Genomic DNA, 22,763 nt, shown 5'->3' with positions numbered 1-22,763 from the left:
TAAGGAATACAATCCCGGAGAAAACAAGCTCTGCAAGAAATATTTCTCCAAAGTGACAGATCTTTGGCCTTGCCCGATTTTCGGATAGTGCCAATTTTCAGTTTTTTGTCCCAAATAATTTTATCAAACCGAAAAAATATGCTATTTTTGTAAGCCTGTTAAAAAGATGGGTTTTAGGGACGTTCTTCATCTGGTTGAACGGGCTGAAAAAGGGTATAACAACCGTAATAAGGCCATAATAGGAAACAATAACAACGATTAATAAAAACTCTTTTAACAAATAAAATTCAATTAAGTTATGATTAAAGTAGGTATTAACGGATTTGGCCGCATCGGACGTTTGGTTTTCCGTGCCGCACAAAACAGAAATGATATCCAGATTGTGGGTATCAATGACTTGCTCGATGTGGATTACATCGCTTATATGTTAAAATATGACACGATCCACGGTCAGTTCACCGGATCGATCGATGTGAAAGACGGTAACCTGGTAGTAAACGGAAATACCATCCGCGTATCTGCTGAAAGAAACCCGGCCGACCTGAAATGGGATGCCGTAGGTGCAGAATATGTAGTTGAATCTACCGGTTTGTTCCTTTCTAAGGACAAAGCCCAGGGCCACATTGACGCTGGTGCAAAATATGTAGTGATGTCTGCTCCTTCTAAAGACGATACCCGCATGTATGTTACCGGCGTAAATGAAAATACGTATACCAAAGGCGAGCAGTTCGTATCGAACGCATCCTGTACCACAAACTGTCTGGCGCCCATAGCTAAAGTTTTGAATGATAAATTCGGTATCGAAGAAGCGTTGATGACCACCGTACACGCTACCACCGCTACCCAGAAAACAGTGGACGGACCTTCAGCAAAAGACTGGAGAGGCGGACGCGCGGCATCGGGCAACATCATCCCGTCTTCTACAGGAGCTGCCAAAGCAGTAGGGAAAGTAATTCCCGAACTGAACGGAAAGCTCACCGGTATGGCATTCCGTGTTCCCACCCTGAACGTTTCGGTTGTGGACCTGACTGCCCGCCTGAAAAAAGAAACCACTTACGAAGAAGTATGCAACGCAATGAAAGAAGCTTCGGAAGGTGAATTGAAAGGTATTTTGGGTTATACCGACGAGGATGTGGTATCGAGCGACTTCATCGGCGATGCACGTACTTCCATTTTCGATGCAAAAGCCGGTATCCAACTCAGCCCGACTTTCGTGAAAGTGGTAAGCTGGTATGACAATGAATGGGGATATTCCAGCAAAGTACTGGAACTGATCGCTCACATGGCAAAAGTAAACGGATAATACACCGTTATAACAATTATAGAAAACGCCTCCAAACGGGGGCGTTTTTTTGTGGTTGTTTTGCTCTTCCCGGCACCCATGCTTTAAGGCACAAAAAAAGCCGGACAACACCTGTTCGACTCTTTTTATCAAATATACCCGGTGTTATATTTATTCCGGATGAATTGATTCTGTGGGACATACTTCTGCACAAGAACCGCAGTCGGTACATACATCCGGGTCAATTACATAAATATCACCTTCCGATATAGCCTCAACAGGACATTCGTCGATACATGTTCCACAGGCAATGCAACTATCGTCAATTACGTAAGCCATAATAATAGTAAAAAATTAGTTATTGTAATTAGTTTATATTGATGCAAAGATAATCAGTTTTTTTCTAATACAAAAGAGGTGTAAAATATTGCCCGTTATTTAGAATCTGTATAAATTTCCCCTTCATTTACATCCATTATATCTTGATAAAAACCGGTACAACCTATCCAAAACACAATAACCGGTAAAGAAAAACGTTTAATATAAGGCATGATAAAAAAAACGACATATTTTCTTCTGTTGATCCTGATTTCAGGTAATCTTCATAGTCAGCAGCGTAAGTTACAACACCGCCCCTATGCCGATCAGCGGCTATTTCATCTGGGGTTTACACTCGGGGTACATACGCAAGACCTGATACTCACCCAATCGGGTTTTATCAATGAAAACGGAGAGGTTTGGTTTTCTGAAATCCCTGCTTATTCGCCAGGATTTGCGATCGGCATCATCGGGGATATGTACGTCAACAGGTTTATGAATCTCCGGGTGACACCCTCGCTTTATCTGGGCGATAAAAAATTTGTATTCAGGGAACAATCATCAGGGGAAGAATTCGCTACACATATCCGTAACAACTATATCACCCTGCCGTTACATCTGAAAATCTCTGCCGACAGGATCAATAATTTCCGTCCGTATGCCCTGGTGGGAGGGTATGGCAGTCTGGAACTGGCTTCTATTAAAAACCGTGCTGTACTGTTAAAACCATATGATGCAGGAATTGAGCTTGGTGTAGGATGTGATTTTTATCTGCCGCTTTTTAAACTGGCTCCGGAGTTGAAATTCAGTTTCGGCCTTGTGGACATACTGGAAAAGGAAAGGAATGATCTGAAAGATGATGATCTCCGGAAATATGCCAATTCACTGTCGAAAGCTGTTCAACGAATGATCACACTCAGTTTTCACTTCGAGTAATATTATTTTCGAGGGCGGCTCGATATAAAAATTTCTCTAATTACGGCTGGCTGTATAGTCTATTTTTCCTTTTTCGAAAAGGGATGCATAACTCCTTTTCCCCCTGAAATAGAAATCGATTAAGATGCTCTTCCGGTATTGTGTAGGGATAAGATCCATAGTTGCTTTTTGCAGGTTCTCTCTCCGTACAGGCTTATAGTACGGCCTCATCTTCAGGAAATCTCTATAAGCATCGATCACCGCCTGTGCACTTTGGATGTTTCCTCTTAGCAAAAGACGCAAACCAGCCAGGATATCGAAGAAAATTCGTATGGTAAAGGTGGAATAGTATATTCGTTGCGGTATATTTTTATAGAGCATCAGCAGGTTATTGCGGAAATTCAGATACATCTTTTTCGGATTATCCTGGTTCAGTGATGCCCCGCCTACATGATACACTACAGATGCAGGTACACACATCACCCTCCTTCCCCGCGCATTCAACCGCCAGCAGAGGTCTATTTCTTCCATATGCGCAAAGAAACGTCCATCTAAACCACCGGCTTCCGTGTAATCTTTCTTCCTGATACAAAGGCATGCTCCTGTCGCCCAGAAAACCGGTATCTCGGTATCATACTGTCCTCGGTCTTCTTCCACCACATGCAGAATCCTCCCTCTGCAAAAAGGATAACCATAGCGATCAATAAACCCTCCTGACGCACCGGCATATTCAAACCGGTTTTTATCTTTGTAAGCGCGTATTTTCGGCTGTACCGCCGCTACTTCGGGATGTAAATCCATATATGAGATCAGGGATTGTAGCCAGCCCGGCGTGGTCTCTACGTCAGAATTAAGCAATACTACATATTCCGAATCTATTTGCTGCAATGCCTTATTATATCCCTCGGCAAATCCCCAATTCTTATCCAGCACAATCACTGGCAGGTTGGGATAGTGTGTCCGGAGAAATTCCTGCGAATCATCACTTGAATTGTTGTCTGCCACAATCACATTACACTCCTTGTTCAATGAATGTTGCAGCACAGAAGGAAGAAACTGCTCCAGCAATTTTCTCCCGTTCCAGTTCAATATGACGACAGAAGTTTTCATTAATTAAAATTACCAATGACTAATTACCAATTACAGTAAAACTAAAAACTAAAAGTGAATCTCACCTGGGTACCCCACCTTTCCACCTTCCCACTTTTCCACCTTTCCACCTTAATCAGGTTTCTTAAATTTCCAGCGGTCATGCGACCATAAATAATAGGCCGGCTCCCTCATGGTTGTCTCCTCCAGCTTCCTCATGTACCGCTCCATAATACTGTTTTCAGTCTCTTCACTTGCGTCAGGCGTAATCACAAAAAATTTACCTGTATAATACCCTCTTTTGATTTTTTGTATATCTAAATAGACAATGGAATTTCCCAATCGCCGGGCTATTTTCTCCATGCCGGTCTGTACGGGGGTCTGCTGATTCATGAAGATAGTCCAGTATTTCTCTTGACGTGGGGATGGTCGTTGATCGTTAAGGAAACCGACTACCATTACTTTCCCCTGGTTCTGAAAACGGATCATCTGCCGGATAACACTTTGCATCTCAATCGGTCTGGCGTTGAAATGGCTCCGTGTCTTCAAAAACAGATGGTTGAATGCATTGGAGTGCAGCTTTTTATAAACAAATCCCAACACTACATCTGACGTCAGATGTAACCCGATCGAGGGAACCCATTCCCAATTACCATAATGGCCGAGGCTCACTACACAGGATTTTCCATTAGAAGTCAGCCGGTCAATTATCTCCGGATTTTCGAACTTCATCCGTTTTCGTACTTCCTCATCGCTAAGACGAAGAGTTTTGATAGTTTCTACGAAATAGTCACACAGGTGACGATAGAATTTTCTCTCAATCTTCTCAATACTCTTTATAGGTTTCTCAGGAAAAGCATTCTTGAGATTTTTCCTTACAATCTTCCTCCTGTATCTTACCACATAATACACAAATAGATATAGGATATCGGAGAGAATATACAGCACTCTAAACGGTAACAGTGCGTGCAGATATGTTACCGCATATAACAGTGAACCCCCGATTCCCTTTTTACTTCCTTCGTCATCCATTAAAAAATCGCTTTCATTGCCATTTCATCCTCATCATACGTCCCCACTTCCACTTCTGTAACCCTGTTCACAAGAGATGCGTCGTAATCGGCATACAATTTTACATAATTTTCGGTAAACCCATGCATTTTCTTACCCCGTTTTGTGTGTTCGAACAGTACTTTTTTCCGGCTTCCCTGTTGTGACAGATAAAAATCCCGCAAATGTGCGTCCGAGAGATCCAGTAATGTCTTACTACGCATATGTTTCGTCTTCGGATCTACTGCGTAATCGATATTTAGCGCTGCCGTACCGGGACGTTCGGAATAGGTAAACACATGCAGTTGCGAGAAATCGATGGAACGGATAAATGCTTCTCCCTCTGCAAAATAATCATCGGTCTCGCCCCTTACACCCACAATCACATCCACTCCGATAAAGGCGTGAGGAAGGATCTGTTTGATCTTTTCCACTTTATGACGGAACAGTGCAGTATCATACCGCCGCTTCATCAGACTCAGTACGGCATCACTTCCTGATTGCAACGGCATATGGAAATGAGGTGCAAAACGATGCGATCCAGCCACAAAATCTATGATCTCATCCGAAAGCAAATTCGGCTCAATAGACGAGATGCGGTAACGCTCCACACCTTCCACCTTATCGAGTTCTTTAAGAAGATCCAGGAAGGATTCTTTGGTGGTATGTCCGAAATCGCCGATATTCACCCCTGTCAGGACAATCTCTTTACCTCCTTCCTGCACAACCTGTTCGGCCTGTCTTACCAGATCGGCAATCGACCCGTTACGGCTTCTGCCTCTCGCAAAAGGAATAGTACAAAAGGAACAGAAATAGTCACATCCGTCCTGTACCTTCAAAAAATAACGGGTACGATCGTCCGCAGAAACGGAAGGGACGAACGAGCGGATGCGGTGTGTCTTTGATGTGACAACCTCTCCTTTCTCTTTTTTCTTCAGATCATCGAGATATTTTACTACATCGAGCTTTTGCTCTGCACCCAATACTAAGTCGACACCTTCAATGCCGGCCACCTCTTCGGGTTTCAACTGGGCGTAACACCCCGTAACAACCACAAATGCCGAAGGGTTCTCCTGAATCACCTTCCTGATAGCCTGACGTCCTTTCTTATCGGCCAATTCAGTGACGGAACAGGTGTTGATCACACAAATGTCGGCTTCCTGCCCCTTCCGGGCACGACGCACACCGGAATTTAATAACTGCCTCCCTATAGCAGATGTCTCTGCAAAATTCAATTTGCAGCCCAAGGTATAATAGGCGGCTGTTTTATTTTGAAAAATAGTTCTATCAATCATATCTGATTTGTCATATTCATATCGTTTCTCCTCGAAAACAGACCCATGGGAGAAACAATTCGCACGACAATAAATTAACTGTGAATAAATGAAGGGACAAAATTACAATTTTACTCCTAATTTACAGCCCTTTTTTCTTTGATAATACATTTTTAGCTATTACTTTTGCTCATATTTAGCAATAATGTGCAATCATGATTGAACAAAACTTCATCAAAATATACGAAGAGAGTTTCAAAAAGAACTGGGATCTGCCTGCACTGACTGATTATAAAGGCGGCAATTCATATACCTATGGTCAACTGGCCCATGAAATAGCCAAACTTCACCTTCTGTTTTCGGGATTACAGATTGAAAAGGGCGACAAGATCTCGCTGGTCGGTAAAAACCACTCCTCCTGGTCAATTGTTTTTATGGCTACCATCACTTACGGTGCAGTGATTGTCCCTATTTTACACGAATTCAATCCGGAGAGCATAGAACATATTATCGATCATTCCGATTCAAAACTGGTTTTTGTCAGTGAGGCTATCTGGAAATCCATCAACAAGGATAATCTGAAGATGCCGGTATTTGAGTTATCCTCTTTATACTCTCTTCTGAAAAGTAATGATGAAAGTACAACCGAAAAGGCGGCGAAACTCGAAGAACTATTTTATCGCACCTATGCGGGCGGTTTCTCGCGCAACGATATCCGGTATGCAGACGTAAACAATGAAGAAGTAGCTTGCCTTAATTACACATCAGGAACAACCGGATTCAGTAAAGGGGTGATGATTACGGCAAATAATTTTGCAGGGAACGTCACTTACGGCGAAAAATTAAATCTGCTTTTTACTGGTGACCGCAATCTGGCATTTTTACCGATGGCGCATGTATATGGTTGTGCATTCGACTTTCTCTATGCACTTTCTGCGGGTGTCCACACCACATTGCTGGGCATCTCCCCTACTCCCCAGAACCTTATTGTTGCACTGAACGAGGTGAAGCCACACCTTATCATCACGGTACCTCTTGTCTTTGAAAAGATATATAAGAAGCGGATCCTGCCGGTAATAGAAAAACCGGCTGTCAAGATGCTTTTAAAAGTACCCGGGATCAATAAACTTATACTTAATAAAATAAAGAGTTCGCTGACAAAAACATTGGGAGGAAACTTCAGAGAGGTAATCATCGGAGGTGCAGCACTCAATGCTGAAGTAGAAGCTTTCTTCTACAAGATAAAATTCCCTTTTACCGTCGGCTATGGCATGACTGAATGTGCTCCGCTTATTTCTTACGATCACCATTACGATTTTGTACCTACATCCTGCGGTTCGGTATTGGACAAGATCATGGAAGCACGTATTGATTCGCCTGATCCTGAAAATATTCCGGGTGAAATTCAGGTTAGGGGGGAAAATGTGATGAAAGGCTATTATAAAAATCCCGAAGCGACAGCAGCAGCTTTCACAGCCGACGGCTGGCTTAAAACCGGTGACCAGGGTATCATGAAGGGAAGGCGGCTTTTTATCAAAGGAAGGATCAAAACCATGATCCTTTCAGCGAATGGGCAGAATATTTATCCCGAAGAAATTGAATCGCGATTGAACAATCTCCCCTATATCGCTGAAAGTTTAGTCATAATGCAAAACACAAAACTTGTCGCATTGGTCTATCCCGATATTCCTGCCATGAAGGAGGACAATATACCGGAAGAAAAGCTTAAAGAGATCATGGATGAGAATAAGGGAATACTCAATCAATCGGTCGCTCAATACGAGAGGATCGCCGCTATAGAAATAATGGAAAAGGAGTTTGAGAAAACACCCAAGAAAACCATTAAACGTTTCCTCTACGAGTGATAAACAGTACGGAATCCGGCTTCTCTTTTTCAGATCATCAAGATTGACAAATACTTAATATTATTTAACTATAATTTTTTAGTAAAACATGTTCTATAACATGTTTTTGATGTAATTTTGCTTCGTTTTTGATAAAGCATTAATATTTATCGTTTAAAACTACTAAAAAATGAAAAAAGTAATTTTATTAGTTGCTACTATTGCAACTTTGGGTTTCATTTCTTGCAACAATGCTCAAAAAAATGCTGAAAAGGCAACGCAAGACAGTATCGCTGAAGCAGCCAGATTAGACAGCATTGCCAAAGTTCAGGCTGACAGTATCCGGGCAGCTATCGAAGCTGCTGAAGCAGCAGCCGCCGATACTCTGGAACAAGTGATTGAAGAAGCTACTCCTGGTGTGAACTAATCAGAGAGTAAAGTTGAAATTGAAGTGCAGCCACCCCAAAAGGGTGGCTTTCTTATTTGATATTCTGTCAAAAATAGTAACTTTGTTTGTCTGTTGTGTGGATGATATGGGAGAACAAACCCAAAGGATAACCAAACAGACTTATCTTTAAAATAGAATTTTATCAAGACAGCAAATGAGAAAGATCCTTTTTACCGCTTTGTTGGTGTCTCTGGTATCGCTCTCAGGGTGTAACCAGAGGGCCAATACTTATTTCGAGAAGAGACTGGATTTCCCTGATTTGCTCACTTCCGACCAGAAAGTCAAACTCTCGGCATATGTTGTTCCCACACAAAACCAGTATGAATGGCAGCGGATGGAGTTAGCCGCCTTCATTCATTTTGGGATGAACACCTTTACCGGGAAAGAACGGGGAGATGGCACAGAGGACCCGGCACTATTCAATCCCACTGATTTCGACGCCGACCAGTGGGTCAGCACATTACAGAAAGCAGGTTTTAAAATGGTCATTCTCACGGTAAAGCATCACGACGGTTTTTGCCTTTGGCCTACCAGAACTACCAGTCACTCGGTAGCGTCCTCACCCTGGAGAAATGGTTTTGGGGATGTAGTAAGAGAGGTGAAGGAAGCATGTGACCGTCACAACATGAAATTCGGTGTTTACCTATCACCGTGGGATAGAAATGCCGAAAGTTATGGCGACTCACCACGGTACAACGCTATGTTCGCACAACAGTTGGGAGAACTGCTTACAAACTACGGGGAGATCCACGAAGTATGGTTCGACGGTACTCACGGCGACGAACATGACAGTAAAGTGCAAAGATACGACTGGGCACATTTCTATCAGGTGATTGACAGCCTTCAACCCAAGGCTGTAAAAGCAATTATGGGTAATGATGTACGTTGGGTAGGCAATGAAGACGGATTAGGAAGAGAAACTGAATGGAGTGTCACTCCTCTGCAGCCGGATATCAATGATGCCATCATTAATGAAAATATACGATTGGATATCTCTCCTACTGCGGAAGATTTAGGTAGCCGCCGGCTTATCGCCGAAGCAAAAACAGTTTATTGGTATCCTTCCGAGGTAGATGTATCTATTCGTCCGGGCTGGTTCTATCACCCGGAAGAGGATCAAGCGGTAAAAACATTACCACAACTGGTGGATATCTATTTCCAGTCAGTCGGGATGAACTCGGTACTGTTGTTAAATATTCCACCGGATAAGCGTGGCAGGCTGTACGAAACTGATACTGAGCGACTCAGACAGTTTGGCACCTATATCACCCAGACTTTTGAAAACGAGAAGCTCACAAATGGCAATATGGAATGGAAAGCCTCTGTGGGAGCAAGCCGTGAATATAATATGATACCGGGTGAAACAATCAATACGGTGATGCTGCAGGAAGATATCCGTAAGGGCCAGCGTGTTGAAGAATTTGTCGTGGAAGGGTGGATAAACGACGAATGGGTGGAATTGGCAAAGGGCACTACCATCGGCTATAAACGATTGCTCAGGTTCGATGATGTCTCTGTTCCTAAATTACGGGTAACCATTTCAGAGACGCGTGATATTGCCAACATTTTCAAGGTGGGTGCTTATCATGCTCCGCATTTAAGCGAGGGAACCGATACTTATCATTCTGTAAAATAAAAATCAAATTAAAATATTTATAATAATAATGATCATGCGAAATTTTATATGGATATTTTTCCTTTCTGTTTCTTTAGTGGCAGAGGGACAAAATATAGGAGACCTGTTCAAATCGATGCCGTCGGAACTCCTTCCGGGAGTATCGGAAGGCAATAAGACCATGCTGTTGGTCGATTCAGGCGAAACAACCGTTCCTTATGCGCTGGGCGAAATCAAAAAACTGGAGCAAAGCAGCGATTATCTGAAGATAAAAACATCAGATGCAGGTACCACCCAATTAAAAATGCTACCGGTTGCGAAGGATTCTTCGATTGTATGTATAATCAAGACCGTCTGTGCGGAAGCATGTGATAGTCATATCTCTTTCTATACAACGGAATGGAAAAAAATAGAGAACAATAGTTTCCTACCGGAACTCACCAAAGAAATTTTCTTCGATTCTTCCAAAAAAGAGATGAAAAATTATAAATATGCAGTATCTTTGCACCACATTTACCCGATCTCGGCAGAGTTCAATGAAAGCGGTAGTGATTTAATGCTGACATTCAACTACAAAGCACTTTTGACAGACGGCCAGATCGCAGAGATAAAGCCTTTTCTGAAAAGTGACACCGTTACATTTAAATGGGAAAACGCTGTATTCAGGCAATAATAAGGCAATCCTGCACCCGTAGTTCAATGGATAGAATATCGGATTCCGGTTCCGACGATGTGGGTTCGATTCCCGCCGGGTGTACTTTCATTCCACCACATTCGTGGTGGTTTTTTGTAACATACTCCTCTTTTCCTATTAGATTATATAACTCAATAAAACACTTCTTCAATTCTGAGCTTTTGACAAAACCAGTGCCATTGGAATTATTGTAAGAAAACAGCCTTAAAAAATGTAACAAAAATACAACCTAAAAGGAACAGGATCGTAACATTCATTCCCTTACTTTGCAATGCTAATTTTGGGGGGTTGAATATGATTATTGACATTAATACGACAAAAGATATCACAGATGTAGAGGCGTTACGTAACAAATCGTGGTTTCAGATAATTTTCACACGTTATGCAGGTCGTCTGTACAGAACCGCAACCCGGTATATGAACACCGATAATGCGAAAGATATCGTGCAGGAACTGATGATAGAAACATGGAATAAAAGGAATTTCCTTACAGGCAGTGCTGACGGGTGTTTGCAGAATTATTTGTTTATCAGGTTAAAATATAAAATCATTGATTTTTACAGTAAAAAACCAGAACAGGTTCTTTGGGAGGAAGCTCTTCCGGAATTGATCCATCTTTCCGCAACCTATGCGCATGAAGAGACTATTCTGAAAGAATTGAAACGGATCATAGACTTTACGATACGGGAGATGCGGCCTTCAGAACGGGAAGTATTCCGGCTTCGCTGGGAGCAACAGCTATCTGTCCAAGAGACGGCAAAGTCTTTGGATATCTCCCCAAAATCGGTCATGAACCGGTTTGCAACAGCAATGAAAATGGTTCGTGAGAATGTATTGGAATATTACAATGAAGAACCGGCTGCAGAATATCAATTGGCTATTCTGACGCTTATTATTTCAAAAATAATTGCATAAACACAAAGTCGGCTTTTGATACGCCGCTTTCAATAAGTTGCGATGATATCTGTTATCTTCTCAATCAGTTCCTGCTGGGGTATCCCGGATTGTTCACTCATCATTTTGAGTGTGGCGATAGGCAACACAACTCTAGCCATCGGACTCTTCAACATGGAAAATTTTGGATTTATGCCGGGCAGATCTTCCTTTAGCTGAGGATAACGCTGGATCAATGTTTTTAATTTAGTATCCGCAGTAATGGTAATTGTGCCATCTCCATCGCTAACACCCTGGTTATCGTCTCCCCCGTTTTGGGTATTTTGGGTGCTCCGGGTGGCCTCTGCGGCTCCATTTTGTTGATTCTGTTTTCCCTCCCAGGTAAGCAGTCTCCGCTCACCTTCGAGCTGCCGGATATGGGTACAATCCTGCATCATTTCCATCACTCCCCTGAAAGTTCCGTCCTTGTCTCTCACAGCGACATACACGATATAGATGAAAAGTCCGGGTTTATTGATCCAAAACTCCGATTTACTCTGCTCGCCGCTACGAAATTTCTCAATGATCTCCTCCACCATGTGCAGACTTTTGGGCGGATGACAGTTACGTACCTCTCTGCCGATAACGCCCTTGCTACGTGGAAATACACGATGAGGCGTATCGGTATAGAATTTCACGAGATCGTTTTCATCTACGAAAGAGATGTCTACGGGTAAGTGACGGAAAAGAAGATTTATCTGCTCCAACGTAAGTTTTCCCTCGGCCACATCGAGTACTTTCTCCTTTGGATCTGTCTCTATGTTTTTTCCATATTTTGAAAGTAACGCCGCTAAGTCGTCCATAAAACCGTTTTGTCCTGCTACAGGTGGCACTTCTTTGTTGGATGAAGATGAGCGGAGATCGGGCATATCTATAAGGAAGAATCCGATTTCCCTGTCGCCCGATTTCATCTCTTCGAATTCATCTTCAGGAATCAGTTTCAATGAAGTCGGATAAAGGATCAACTCCTCTTTCTCCATCAGGTCTCTCAGATCGATAGTCATCTGCCGGTATGCATCGAGAAACGAATCCACATTTACCTCCTCTTTTTTTAGTAGCTCCAGGGCGTTATTCATCTCGTCACGTATCTCGTCGTCATACACCCACATCGTAGTGGAAGGACGATCGAATCCCTTTCTTTCCAACGCCGAATAAAGCTGGTTCTGTTTACGGCTGAAATGGACTTTGTACTGTATGATCTGTTCCATCAGTTCCAGCCAGGGATTCAGGATAAAAGACCTTTGAGCCAATTCGTCACCCTTTAGCAACAATTCCTTCATCTTATTATTTTCCCTCCGGTAAGCATCTATAGGATGACCGTACGGAAGACCGGGCTCATCAGCCTGGATCAATCCGTCAAATACCTCCAGTATAGTACGGACATCCTCGTTACGGCATTCGTCAGGATCCTCGTCCTTAAACATCTGTTCAGCGGCAGCAAACTCTTCGGGTGAAATTCTCCCCACTTCACTTTTCATACGATTTTTCGCTTCATCGAGTGACAACACTCCTTTATCATACTGTTGCTTGATATGAAGCATCCGTTGGAGTTTATTCTGGTCTAAACTCTCAAATGTTGTATTGGTTATTTTTTCTTCCATAATAAAATAATTTTGTCAGTGCCCCTTTTGTTTTACGCTGTGATAATTGATGTGTGATGCAAAAGGTGCTCTTGTGTATCGGCAGGTTACCTCTACCTTACAAAATTATAGGATCAAAACAGCATCCGCAATCGCTATAAATTGCTATTTTTCAAGGAAAACATCCCTCTTTTTGAGTATACACCACTTTGACAATGGACAATGGATAATTACTTATAACAAGGCATCGACGTATATTCACGGCAACGCATTGATATTTGTATCCAGCCATTGGAGGCGTTTTTCCACAAACTCCACAAAAAAGTTGACCTCAGCAGCATAGGATCCTCTGATTATCTTTGTATTCCATTCGGGTTTTGTGATGCTCCATCCGGCGCCTCCGGGTTTCGGACTAAAATTCTTTTTTTGTGCATCCTGTAATGCAAGGGCATGGTCCCTGATAAAACCGGGGATTTCATCGAGTTCAGGTTTCAGTTGGCTCCATCGTTTTTTTAATTCCGACACAAAATAGGGATCTTTAAATAGCTGATCGAACCAGGGCGATTGAGTTTTAATAAACCAGCCATCCGGACCCGCGGAAGTGGCTCCCTGTTCCCATGTGATATGGTCGGCATTACCAAAGGCGATATCAAAGTCCCATACTAACGGCATCTCGATCTTTTCGTTCCTGCGAATAGCCATATAACAACTGCCCCGCATATTCCCATCCACATTCTTGGCAAGTTCCTGTACTATATAATAGTTAATAAACGACTCTACATCGATATATTTGCGGTAACCGTTTTCGGGGTCAGTAAAATTATCTCCGTATAGAACCTCCTCGGCTATGTTGAAATAATTTTGTACATATTCAAATTGCGCATCCGTAGGTTCATCCGGATCTTTAAACATAATAGGCAACTGTTCCTTATTCGTTTTGAACTTATATGGTTCATCAAAATGAAAGTCCAGCTCCAGAAAATAACCACCGGTCAACACTTCCCCTGAATTATCGGAAGGTGTCACCAACTCCATATCAAGCCTTTCTTTCGAAACCTTTACATGCTCTGTCAATGCATATACTCCCTGGTATGTTCCGTTCAGGTAAAAATCGACGCTGATAGATGCAGGAGTCCAGCTCATTTCGGCTATTTTTGCTATTTCAAAAGCAGTAATGTTTCTCAATAATGTTTTGTCCGTATGATTGGCAAGAAGCGCCCAGTCTTTGTCGTTACTCATACCTAAAAGGGATACCTTATTGTCCAGCTTTACGCGGTACGGTTTTTTATCCATTCCCCATGTTGAGTTTCCCCTCCCTCTTATTCCGGCTGTTGATGTAACAGGGTCTCCATCAGTATAATATTTATCAATATCCTCAACCCTGACCGTTGAATTAACATAATTCTCCTTATCCAGAATAGGTGCACCTCCTGTTGTATTGACATACACTCTTGGTATACGTGGCAGATTCTTTATAACGGTAACAGTATAATCAGTTTTTGTCCCGTCTTCAGCAATAACACTATAAACGACCGGCTCGCTGAAATCATTTTTTGTAACATCACTGACCTGTTCAACATCACCTATTTTCACTGATGCACCCGAATAGGTAAATGTAGCGATCAAACCGTCAGGTGATACACTGTAAGGGATTGATACGGTTATATCTGTACCTGATCTCATAACCGATACAGTTTCTTCTAAATCTTCATTGAATTTTGGATGGAAAGTAAATGAATCGAGTTGGGAGACAGAAGACAACTCCTCCGTTCCCTTATCCGAACAGGAGATAAAAAAAGAAAATAATATGAAGTACAGGAACAGTCCCGATGCAGTGTGGTATTTGAGATATTTCATGCTTTAGTTTTTCTATTAATTACACTATAGTTCATAAACAAGTTCAAAAAGACTATGGTTTAAAATTAACCAATATAATAATTACTTCCCTACCGCAGAGCCGGGTCGTTGAATGTATCTCCCTGACTGATATCACCGGTCTGCATGCCCTTTCTGAACCAATAAGTACGTTGCGCGGAGGTACCGTGTGTAAACGAATCGGGGACGCTATACCCTCTCGAACGTTTCTGAATGGTGTCATCGCCGACCGCCGTGGTAGCACTGATTGCCGACTCCAGATCGCCCGACTCCAGTTGAATCATGTTCATCTGCTGTGCATGATACACCCAGACTCCTGCCAGAAAATCGGCCTGTAATTCCAACTTCACATTGAGTTTATTGAATTCCGTTTCGCTGATCCGCCCCCTGTATTGATTCATCTCATCGATGATCCCCAACAATTTCTGTACGTGGTGCCCTATTTCGTGAGCCGTCACATAAGCCATTGCCAGATCACCTTCAGCACCGAAATCAGTTCTTAACTGATGAAAAAAGTTGAGATCGATATACATTTTCTGGTCTGCAGGACAATAGAATGGTCCTACGGCATCCGTAGCCCCACCACATTCCGAAACTGTGGCATCGGTAAAAGTAACCAGGGTAGGACGTATATATTGTTTATTCAGTTGCGTCCGGAATATCTCCTCCCACACGTCATTGGCGCTGTTAAACACTCCCAGCGTAAAAACCTTCAGTTCCTCATTCTCATTCACCCTGGAAGGATCTATTACCTCAGTCAATTCTCCCGGAGCAATACTGTTTACCATGTCTAATGCCTGGAAAGGATTTTGGCCTAACAACAATGCTATCACCGCAATGACGACCGCTCCTACTCCACCGATGGCAGCGTTTCTTCTCCCTCTGCCTCTGCCCCTACGGTCTTCATAGTTGGCCTGGCTGTCATTTCTATTGATCCACTTCATGAAACATGTTTTGGTTGTATTCTATTTCTATTCTGTTTTTTTCAGCCAGTCGTTCACTATATCGGTATCGTATCCCAGTTCTTTGGCTTTCCTGAAATCGGCACGGGCAGCTATTTTATCGAATTGCGCAAGACGGACCCGCCCCCGAAGAATATAAAAATAGGGATTTCCTTTCTGAGATCCTTCCACAGCCCGTAAATCAGCCGACGCCCTGAATATCTGATCGGTGTTCACATAACATTCCGCACGGTTCAGATAAAAGCTGGGATCAACTTTAGAAGAGGACTGTATCAAGCTGGTATAAACCTTCTCAGCGGCCTCCCAGTTATCATCTAATTTATAAAGAAGCGCCTTGCTCAACTTCGTATACATATTGTCCGGATCTATCGCATCCGACGCCTTGAAATCATCCTCTGCTTTAGCTCTCTCATTCTTTTCGAGAAAAAGCAGACCTCTCCGGTAATAGGCTTCCACATCCTCCGGATAGTTACGGATAAGGGTGTTATAATCCTCCATCGCCTCATCAAACCGTTCCATATCACACAAAAGGGAAGCCCGGTTGTGCAATACAACATCGGGCAACGGATTATTTCCCATGGAGGCGGTAAATGAAATATATGCATCATCATAGAGCCCCAATTGCCGTTGCAGTATTCCGAGATTGAGTAGTAAAACGGGATTATTTTCATTTGCCGGTTCCAGCCCCATCGCCTTTTGCAGTGCCACTGCAGCACTATCGAGCCTGTTTTGCTCGATATGGTTGGCTGAGCGATCTACCCATCCCATATAATCCAACGATTGTGCCGAAAGTGCGTAAGCAAAGAAATACAATATAGCCGTAAAAATAATCTTCATTCTGTTTATTATATAGATATCAATCACAAAAATAACTGTTTTTTTGTACTTTTGCGATGTTACACTGTTTAAAAACTAAAATGATGACGCTGCTTCAGATATCATTGCCTACCGACAGCATTTTTGTGCCACGGTCACCTAATGATCCCTCTTTCGGTCAACTGATCAAAGAAGGCAGGTACGATCACGTACTGGATAATATACTCGCATGGGGGATTGACCTGATAGTGAACATACTTATTGCGATTGTGCTGTTTATCATCGGTCGTTTTTTAATCACGAAGATTGACAATTTTGTGGCAAAGATCATGCGGAAGAGCTCGATCGACAACACGCTGAAAGGATTTATAAGCAGCGTATTGCAGACGTTCCTTTTTATTGTCTTGTTCATGATCATCATTAATTCCGTGGGAGTAAAAACCATCTCCATCGCCGCTATTATCGGTACGGTGGGATTGGCCATAGGGCTTGCCATGAAAGACAATCTCTCCAATTTTGCGGGCGGAGTAATGATTCTCCTGAGTAAACCTTTCAGAAGCGGCGATTACATCAGGGCACTGAACCTGGAGGGAACGGTCGAGAGGATCGGTATTATGCATACCATATTGAGGACCGGTGATAACAAAACGATTTACATACCCAACGGACCGCTGTCGACCGGAAACATTATCAACAATAACAGCCTCGATGGAACCCTTCGCACGGAAATTATCGTCAATGTGGATTACGGCTGCAATGTGGATGAAGTAAAAGAATTACTGTTACAAATCGCCGCCCGTCATCCAAAGGTATTGAAACAACCCGCACCTTTTGCAAGGATGTCCAAGATTAACCCCACGTCCCTTGAATTCGTTTTCAGGGTATGGGCAAAGAAAGGAAATCTGGCCGATGTGAACCACGATCTGAGTGAAACTGTTTACAAACAACTTTACGAAAGGGGCCTGATCAGTTCGACACAGCGTATGTCGGTCTATCTTACAAAAGAGGAGGAAAAGCCTGTATAGTTTAATACTCTGAGCTAAAGTGGAAGCGGATATTTTTAAAATCCTGCTGTGCCATCATTAAGATATAGTTCGACTCGGCCAGAAAGACATCCCTGCCCTCTTTGTCGTGCGCCATGTATTGATATTTCCGCTTCCTGAAATCCGCCAGTTGCGCGGCATCATCGCTCTCGATCCAGCAGGCCTTGTATAGGCTGATGGGCTCCCAGCGACACTGCGCTCCATATTCATGGAGCAGCCGATACTGTATCACTTCGAACTGAAGCTGCCCCACCGTCCCGATGATCTTCCGTCCGTTAAACTGATTGGTAAAGAGCTGTGCTACCCCTTCGTCCATCAGTTGTTCAATCCCTTTCTGGAGTTGTTTCGATTTCATCGGATCAGCATTCTCGATATATTTGAACATCTCGGGAGAGAAACTCGGCAGTCCTTTGAAATGCAACTCCTCACCCGAAGTGAGTGTATCGCCGATCTTGAAGTTGCCGTTATCGGGTAATCCAACGATATCACCGGCATAGGCCTCGTCCATAATCTCTTTTTTCTGCGCCATAAAAGCGGTCGGCGATGAAAATTTCATCATCCGGTTAAAACGGACATGCTTGTAGTTCACATTCCGCTCGAATTTTCCTGAGCAGACTTTTACAAAAGCAATACAAGAACGGTGGTTCGGATCCATATTGGCATGGATTTTGAAAACAAATCCCGAGAAACTTTCCTCATATGGATCTACTATACGTTCTTCGGCCTGCACCTCACGGGGTGAGGGTGCTATATCCACAAAACAATCCAGCAATTCTTTCACTCCAAAATTATTCAGTGCGGATCCGAAAAACACAGGTGCCAGGGTTCCTGCAAGGTATTCGTCCCGGTCGAATGCCGGGTAGACTTCTGTGATCAGTTCCACATCGTCACATAACTTCTTCGATAAGCGATCACCAATATGATTTTCCAGTTCCGGTGACTGGATATCGAGCCTCAGCGATTCCGTCACCATCTGCTTACTGGGTTTATAAAGATCCAGACTATTCTTGTAAAGGTTATATACTCCGCGGAACCGTTCTCCCATATCTATGGGCCAACTCAACGGACGGACGCTGACTTTCAGTTCTTCCTCCAGTTCGTCGAGAATTTCGAACGGATCCCTCCCTTCACGGTCTAGTTTATTGACAAAGATCATCACCGGTGTATGCCGCATACGACAGACCTCCATCAGCTTGCGTGTCTGGGCTTCTACCCCTTTCGCGACGTCCACCACCACGATTACGCTGTCCACCGCCGTAAGCGTACGGTACGTGTCTTCAGCAAAATCCTGGTGGCCCGGTGTATCCAAAATATTGATCTTATGATACCCATATTCAAATCCCATGACTGAAGTGGCGACAGAAATTCCACGTTGTTTCTCTATCTCCATCCAGTCCGAGGTAGCTGTTTTTTTTATTTTGTTCGATTTCACTGCTCCTGCCACATGAATGGCTCCTCCAAAGAGCAGTAATTTTTCCGTAAGTGTGGTTTTTCCCGCGTCGGGGTGACTGATCACGGCGAACGTACGCCGGCGCTGTATCTCTTCTTTTAATGTCATTTTTTGATTTTTATCTCTTTATTGTGTGAAACACACTATCATTTATCAAGCGAAGCATATATCATTTTATCAAACCCATACATCTTTTTAAAGCCTCTTTCCATCCCGGAATCTCCACATGAAAAGCAGCACATATTTTGGACAGATCCATTACGCTATATGCCGGACGAGGAGCTGGTGAACCATATTCCTCTGTTTTAACAGGAACCAGTTCACAGCGATCAATTCCTGCAAGCCTTTTGATCTCTTCTGCAAAGCCAAACCAAGTAGTTTCTCCCCTGTTCGAAAAGTGATAAATGCCCGTTTTCCATTCAGTCTCTTCCGAGAACTGCAGGATATGGACGATCATCTCTGCCAGATCTGCCGCATAAGTGGGCGTTCCCCGCTGATCTTCCACGATAGTCAATCTATCACGCTCATTCATCAGCCGGATCATTGTCTTTACAAAATTATTACCGAATTCCGAATACAACCAAGAAGTACGTATAATCATCCACTCACCTCCGACAGCTTGCAGGGTTTCTTCACCTTTCAACTTCGACTGGCCGTAAACCGAAAGTGGATGCGGTTCCATATTCTCGGTATAAGGAATTTCCGACCGGCCGTCAAATACAAAATCGGTAGAAATATGGATAACCTTTGCTCCTTCTTGCTTTGCAGCAATCGCTATATTCTCTACCGCTTTTTCATTTACAAGATATACCTTCTCAACGTCTGTTTCTGCTTTGTCCACAGCGGTATAAGCAGCGCAATTGACAATATAGAGTATCCGGTAATCCCTTACAAAATCCGCTACCTGATCCCCGTCCGTCACATCAAGGTCACTCATGTCGGTAAATAGGAATTTAAAGGGCAAATTCAACCGATCCGTCAATTTTTTCAACTCGTTCCCCAATTGCCCGTTGGCTCCGGTCACCAGCACATTTTTCTGTACCAGCCCGTAAAAATATTGTTGTCCTGGGGTATCCTTTTCTGTCCCCCCCAGATGTTTGATTATACCTGTAAATATGGGCATCGCTTTTTTTTTAATTACCAATTACCAATTACCAATTACCAACTTATTGGCACATTGGCACAATTATCAATTACCACATCAACACATTCTCAAATCATCACATTAGTCTTATTGGCTTATTAACTAATCATCACATCAGTAAATTATCAAATCATCACTACCTGTCCCGACTTGTCGGGATCAATTTACTCTTCCTCAACAGCTTGATATTTTGGGGAAAGAAGCCGTAACAGGCCGGTAATTTGAGCAATAGCAGCCTGTGTCTCAGCGGAGATTTCCCGTTTCTGCAATTTCAGCAACAAGTACCCGTACAAAGCCGTAAAGCAGGTTTCCAGTTCAGATACATCCTTGTTCCCCGACTTTGCCCTTAAAGCCACAATATGAGGCAGTGTATTGTGGTAAACACCAATATATGCCGACTCCTTAGGGTCTTTCAATAACCGTAGGTGAAGATCGGTAAGGTCTATGATCAGGTTCTTGTTGATTTGCAGATGTCCCTCTTTCTGTACACCCTCCGATTTCATCATCAAGATCAGTCCTTCATACCAGTCACGTGCTTCTTTCTTTTCTTCTTCCGTATGATACACGGGGTCAATCAGCGATTGCTGTACCTTGTCGATATCCAATTCATATGATCGCAAGATATCTTCCAGTTGCCACATGTACAGCAAATATTCTGCAATATTCTCTTGTTTTTTTTGCCGGGCTATCAACATAACGTAATTTTGCACAAAATTACAACTTATGATCAAGTTTTACACCATAGACCCGGGATATTTTCTACTATTGTACCATTATGGCACATTCACTCGTCCTGATTGTAGGGATCAAATCAATTCCGGAGCAAAAAAGCCAATAACACCTGCCTTCCATTAAAAAAACACTAATCTCCGGTTAACTGAAAAAAAAATTATGTTTTGATGATACGTTTTGATACCCTTTCTCGTCGGATAAATGAGTATGGACATTGTTGAATACAAAAGAATAGTCGTTGCACTGCGCCCGTCGTTACTCGCAGTCGCCCGCCGCATCACAGGGAATACCGAGGATGCGGAAGATGTGGTGCAGGATGTATGTCTGAAGATCTGGCATTTCCGTGACCGGATCGATCAATATGAAAATATGGAAGCATACAGCACAACAATGGTGAAGAACCTGAGTATTGACAAGATCCGGAGCCGGAAGCCATTCTCCGATGAACTGGAGTTACTCGGCAAAGAAACGGGAGAACAACTCCCTGATTCATTGCTTGAAGAAAAAGAAGAACGTAATGCCATTCGCAGGATCATTGAGATGCTGCCGCCATTACAACAACGTATCTTGCAAATGAAAGATCTCGAAGGATTTGAAACCGTCGAAATCAGCGAGATGACAGGTATTGCAGCCGAAGCCGTACGCAATAACCTCTCACGGGCACGCAAACGGATACGCGAATTGTACCTGATGTATTATCAAACCCAACAATCAACAAAATGACAACAGATATCAGACATCTATTAGACAAATATTTTGAAGGAGACAGCTCTGCCGAAGAAGAGAAGATATTACGTCGTTATTTTGCGCAGGACAATCTGCCTGAAGACCTGAAAGTATACGCATCCATATTCTGTTTTCTCGACGACGAAGCAGCAGCACTGGCCGTATTGAATGAGATCCGTAGCGAAAACAATGTTCCTGCTCGCCGCAGACCCGTGTTTTTAAGAAAATTACTGACAATTGCTGCCGTGGCAGCCTCACTGCTGATCGCAATCCTATTACTGACACGTCCCGATCGACAATCGTCACTGAACGAAAGCTATGTGTGGGTGGACGGCAAACAAATTACAGATCCGGCTACAGTCCGTAAATATGCTGAAGCATCTTTCGGAAAAGTACAGTCCGAGAGTGACATCATAGAAGATCAGCTCCGCTTTATTCTGGAATAAATCAATTATGGTGAATCTTCTTATAAAGCCTGTTTACTATTTGAACATCAACATGATATCACAATGAAGATAAAAAGAACATTTCCACGCCTGCTTATCCTTTTCCTGTTGCTGGTAACCTCCGGAGTGACGGTACAAGCACAGGAAAACCTGAGGATCAATACTGTTTTCGAAAAATATGGCAAGCAAAAAGGCGCTACAATGGTAGTCCTCTCCGGCAAGGCGCTCCATAATTATCGACTCGATAAATACCGCAGCATTACCCTGCAATATAACCGGACCATTCTGGATGAAATACAACAGTGCCTTGAAACAGATAAAAAACAGGCGCACCAGATAAAAGAAGTCATCAGCAACGGTATTATCTCTTCAGGTTATTATCAGCTACCGGAAGAGGAAAACCAAACCAACCGGTATATCTTGTTCAAAATCGGAGACGACGGTACTGCCACACTCATTTATATGGAAGGTGGAAAGGATTCCGAAGAACTGATCAACCGGCTATTTATTAAAAAGGAGTAAATGAA

At 43.0% G+C, this 22,763-nt stretch carries 22 protein-coding genes and 1 tRNA gene; 12 read left to right on the top strand and 11 right to left on the bottom strand.

The features are described from left to right. Window positions 1–298 precede the first annotated feature (298 nt). Entirely contained in the window at window positions 299–1,303 is a 1,005-nt protein-coding gene (gene gap / locus F597_RS0114305; RefSeq protein ID WP_019540442.1) for a type I glyceraldehyde-3-phosphate dehydrogenase, read from the top strand. Window positions 1,304–1,453: 150 nt separating this feature from the next. On the opposite strand, the gene F597_RS22075 is transcribed toward gap, so the two are convergent. Next, window positions 1,454–1,621, bottom strand: a complete 168-nt coding sequence (locus F597_RS22075; RefSeq protein ID WP_076930343.1) for a DUF362 domain-containing protein — start codon at window positions 1,619–1,621, stop codon at window positions 1,454–1,456. Window positions 1,622–1,831: 210 nt separating this feature from the next. Between F597_RS22075 and porT the strand changes: the two genes are divergently transcribed. Next, on the top strand, window positions 1,832–2,536 hold the full coding sequence (gene porT / locus F597_RS0114295; protein WP_019540440.1) for a type IX secretion/gliding motility protein PorT/SprT: 705 nt from the start codon (window positions 1,832–1,834) through the stop codon (window positions 2,534–2,536). A 36-nt stretch (window positions 2,537–2,572) separates the two neighbouring features. Here porT and F597_RS0114290 read toward each other — a convergent pair whose 3' ends face one another. From F597_RS0114290 to mtaB, 3 genes are all read right to left on the bottom strand, one after another. Continuing rightward, window positions 2,573–3,625: a glycosyltransferase family 2 protein gene (locus F597_RS0114290; RefSeq protein WP_019540439.1), complete on the bottom strand. Its 1,053-nt coding sequence runs from the start codon at window positions 3,623–3,625 to the stop codon at window positions 2,573–2,575. A 111-nt stretch (window positions 3,626–3,736) separates the two neighbouring features. After that, window positions 3,737–4,636 carry a lysophospholipid acyltransferase family protein gene (locus F597_RS0114285; protein WP_019540438.1) on the bottom strand — a complete coding sequence of 300 codons (900 nt, stop codon included), beginning with the start codon at window positions 4,634–4,636 and terminating at the stop codon, window positions 3,737–3,739. Further along, window positions 4,636–5,949, bottom strand: a complete 1,314-nt coding sequence (mtaB, locus tag F597_RS0114280) for a tRNA (N(6)-L-threonylcarbamoyladenosine(37)-C(2))-methylthiotransferase MtaB (RefSeq protein WP_019540437.1) — start codon at window positions 5,947–5,949, stop codon at window positions 4,636–4,638. Before mtaB ends, F597_RS0114285 begins: the two co-directional genes overlap by 1 nt. A gap of 194 nt (window positions 5,950–6,143) precedes the next feature. Between mtaB and F597_RS0114275 the strand changes: the two genes are divergently transcribed. From F597_RS0114275 to F597_RS0114250, 6 genes are all read left to right on the top strand, one after another. Then, window positions 6,144–7,793 carry an AMP-binding protein gene (locus tag F597_RS0114275; protein ID WP_019540436.1) on the top strand — a complete coding sequence of 550 codons (1,650 nt, stop codon included), beginning with the start codon at window positions 6,144–6,146 and terminating at the stop codon, window positions 7,791–7,793. 169 nt (window positions 7,794–7,962) lie between these two features. Further along, window positions 7,963–8,199: a hypothetical protein gene (locus F597_RS0114270; protein ID WP_019540435.1), complete on the top strand. Its 237-nt coding sequence runs from the start codon at window positions 7,963–7,965 to the stop codon at window positions 8,197–8,199. Window positions 8,200–8,374: 175 nt separating this feature from the next. Next, window positions 8,375–9,856, top strand: a complete 1,482-nt coding sequence (locus F597_RS0114265; RefSeq protein ID WP_019540434.1) for an alpha-L-fucosidase — start codon at window positions 8,375–8,377, stop codon at window positions 9,854–9,856. 34 nt (window positions 9,857–9,890) lie between these two features. Next, window positions 9,891–10,508: a DUF3256 family protein gene (locus F597_RS0114260; RefSeq protein WP_157279153.1), complete on the top strand. Its 618-nt coding sequence runs from the start codon at window positions 9,891–9,893 to the stop codon at window positions 10,506–10,508. Between the two features lie 12 nt (window positions 10,509–10,520). After that, a tRNA-Arg gene (locus F597_RS0114255) sits at window positions 10,521–10,592 on the top strand. A 231-nt stretch (window positions 10,593–10,823) separates the two neighbouring features. Next, complete coding sequence (locus F597_RS0114250) at window positions 10,824–11,444, top strand: RNA polymerase sigma factor (protein WP_019540432.1); 621 nt, start codon at window positions 10,824–10,826, stop codon at window positions 11,442–11,444. Window positions 11,445–11,473: 29 nt separating this feature from the next. Here F597_RS0114250 and F597_RS0114245 read toward each other — a convergent pair whose 3' ends face one another. The 4 genes from F597_RS0114245 to F597_RS0114230 form a co-directional block, all read right to left on the bottom strand. Further along, window positions 11,474–13,063: a PAS domain-containing protein gene (locus F597_RS0114245; RefSeq protein WP_019540431.1), complete on the bottom strand. Its 1,590-nt coding sequence runs from the start codon at window positions 13,061–13,063 to the stop codon at window positions 11,474–11,476. A gap of 237 nt (window positions 13,064–13,300) precedes the next feature. Next, window positions 13,301–14,899 (bottom strand): CotH kinase family protein, encoded by a 1,599-nt coding sequence (locus F597_RS0114240; protein WP_019540430.1) that lies wholly within the window; start codon window positions 14,897–14,899, stop codon window positions 13,301–13,303. Between the two features lie 89 nt (window positions 14,900–14,988). Further along, on the bottom strand, window positions 14,989–15,861 hold the full coding sequence (gene ypfJ / locus F597_RS0114235; protein WP_019540429.1) for a KPN_02809 family neutral zinc metallopeptidase: 873 nt from the start codon (window positions 15,859–15,861) through the stop codon (window positions 14,989–14,991). A 27-nt stretch (window positions 15,862–15,888) separates the two neighbouring features. Next, window positions 15,889–16,716, bottom strand: coding sequence for a tetratricopeptide repeat protein (locus tag F597_RS0114230; protein WP_026327485.1), 828 nt, complete (start codon window positions 16,714–16,716; stop codon window positions 15,889–15,891). Between the two features lie 80 nt (window positions 16,717–16,796). Here F597_RS0114230 and F597_RS20910 point away from each other — a divergent pair, with 80 nt between their 5' ends. Further along, window positions 16,797–17,720, top strand: coding sequence for a mechanosensitive ion channel family protein (locus tag F597_RS20910; RefSeq protein WP_169337985.1), 924 nt, complete (start codon window positions 16,797–16,799; stop codon window positions 17,718–17,720). Between the two features lies 1 nt (window position 17,721). Here the strand turns inward: F597_RS20910 and F597_RS0114220 are convergent, their stop codons facing one another. From F597_RS0114220 to F597_RS0114210, 3 genes are all read right to left on the bottom strand, one after another. Further along, window positions 17,722–19,296: a peptide chain release factor 3 gene (locus F597_RS0114220; protein ID WP_019540426.1), complete on the bottom strand. Its 1,575-nt coding sequence runs from the start codon at window positions 19,294–19,296 to the stop codon at window positions 17,722–17,724. 61 nt (window positions 19,297–19,357) lie between these two features. Then, complete coding sequence (rfbD, locus tag F597_RS0114215; RefSeq protein ID WP_019540425.1) at window positions 19,358–20,311, bottom strand: dTDP-4-dehydrorhamnose reductase; 954 nt, start codon at window positions 20,309–20,311, stop codon at window positions 19,358–19,360. A gap of 185 nt (window positions 20,312–20,496) precedes the next feature. Continuing rightward, a complete protein-coding gene (locus F597_RS0114210) occupies window positions 20,497–21,027 on the bottom strand; it encodes a DUF4924 family protein (protein WP_019540424.1) in 531 nt (176 codons plus the stop codon). Between the two features lie 244 nt (window positions 21,028–21,271). Between F597_RS0114210 and F597_RS0114205 the strand changes: the two genes are divergently transcribed. The 3 genes from F597_RS0114205 (at window position 21,272) to F597_RS0114195 (ending at window position 22,758) form a co-directional block, all read left to right on the top strand. Further along, on the top strand, window positions 21,272–21,787 hold the full coding sequence (locus F597_RS0114205) for an RNA polymerase sigma factor (RefSeq protein ID WP_026327483.1): 516 nt from the start codon (window positions 21,272–21,274) through the stop codon (window positions 21,785–21,787). After that, window positions 21,784–22,236 (top strand): hypothetical protein, encoded by a 453-nt coding sequence (locus F597_RS0114200; protein ID WP_019540422.1) that lies wholly within the window; start codon window positions 21,784–21,786, stop codon window positions 22,234–22,236. Before F597_RS0114205 ends, F597_RS0114200 begins: the two co-directional genes overlap by 4 nt. 63 nt (window positions 22,237–22,299) lie before the next feature. After that, window positions 22,300–22,758 carry a DUF6108 family protein gene (locus F597_RS0114195; protein ID WP_019540421.1) on the top strand — a complete coding sequence of 153 codons (459 nt, stop codon included), beginning with the start codon at window positions 22,300–22,302 and terminating at the stop codon, window positions 22,756–22,758. Window positions 22,759–22,763: the final 5 nt, after the last annotated feature.

The sequence above is a fragment of the Proteiniphilum acetatigenes DSM 18083 genome, from assembly GCF_000380985.1.
GTDB lineage: Bacteria > Bacteroidota > Bacteroidia > Bacteroidales > Dysgonomonadaceae > Proteiniphilum > Proteiniphilum acetatigenes.
The sequence above is the reverse complement of the archived record's forward strand: the minus strand, read 5'-3'. Positions and strand labels throughout refer to the sequence as shown.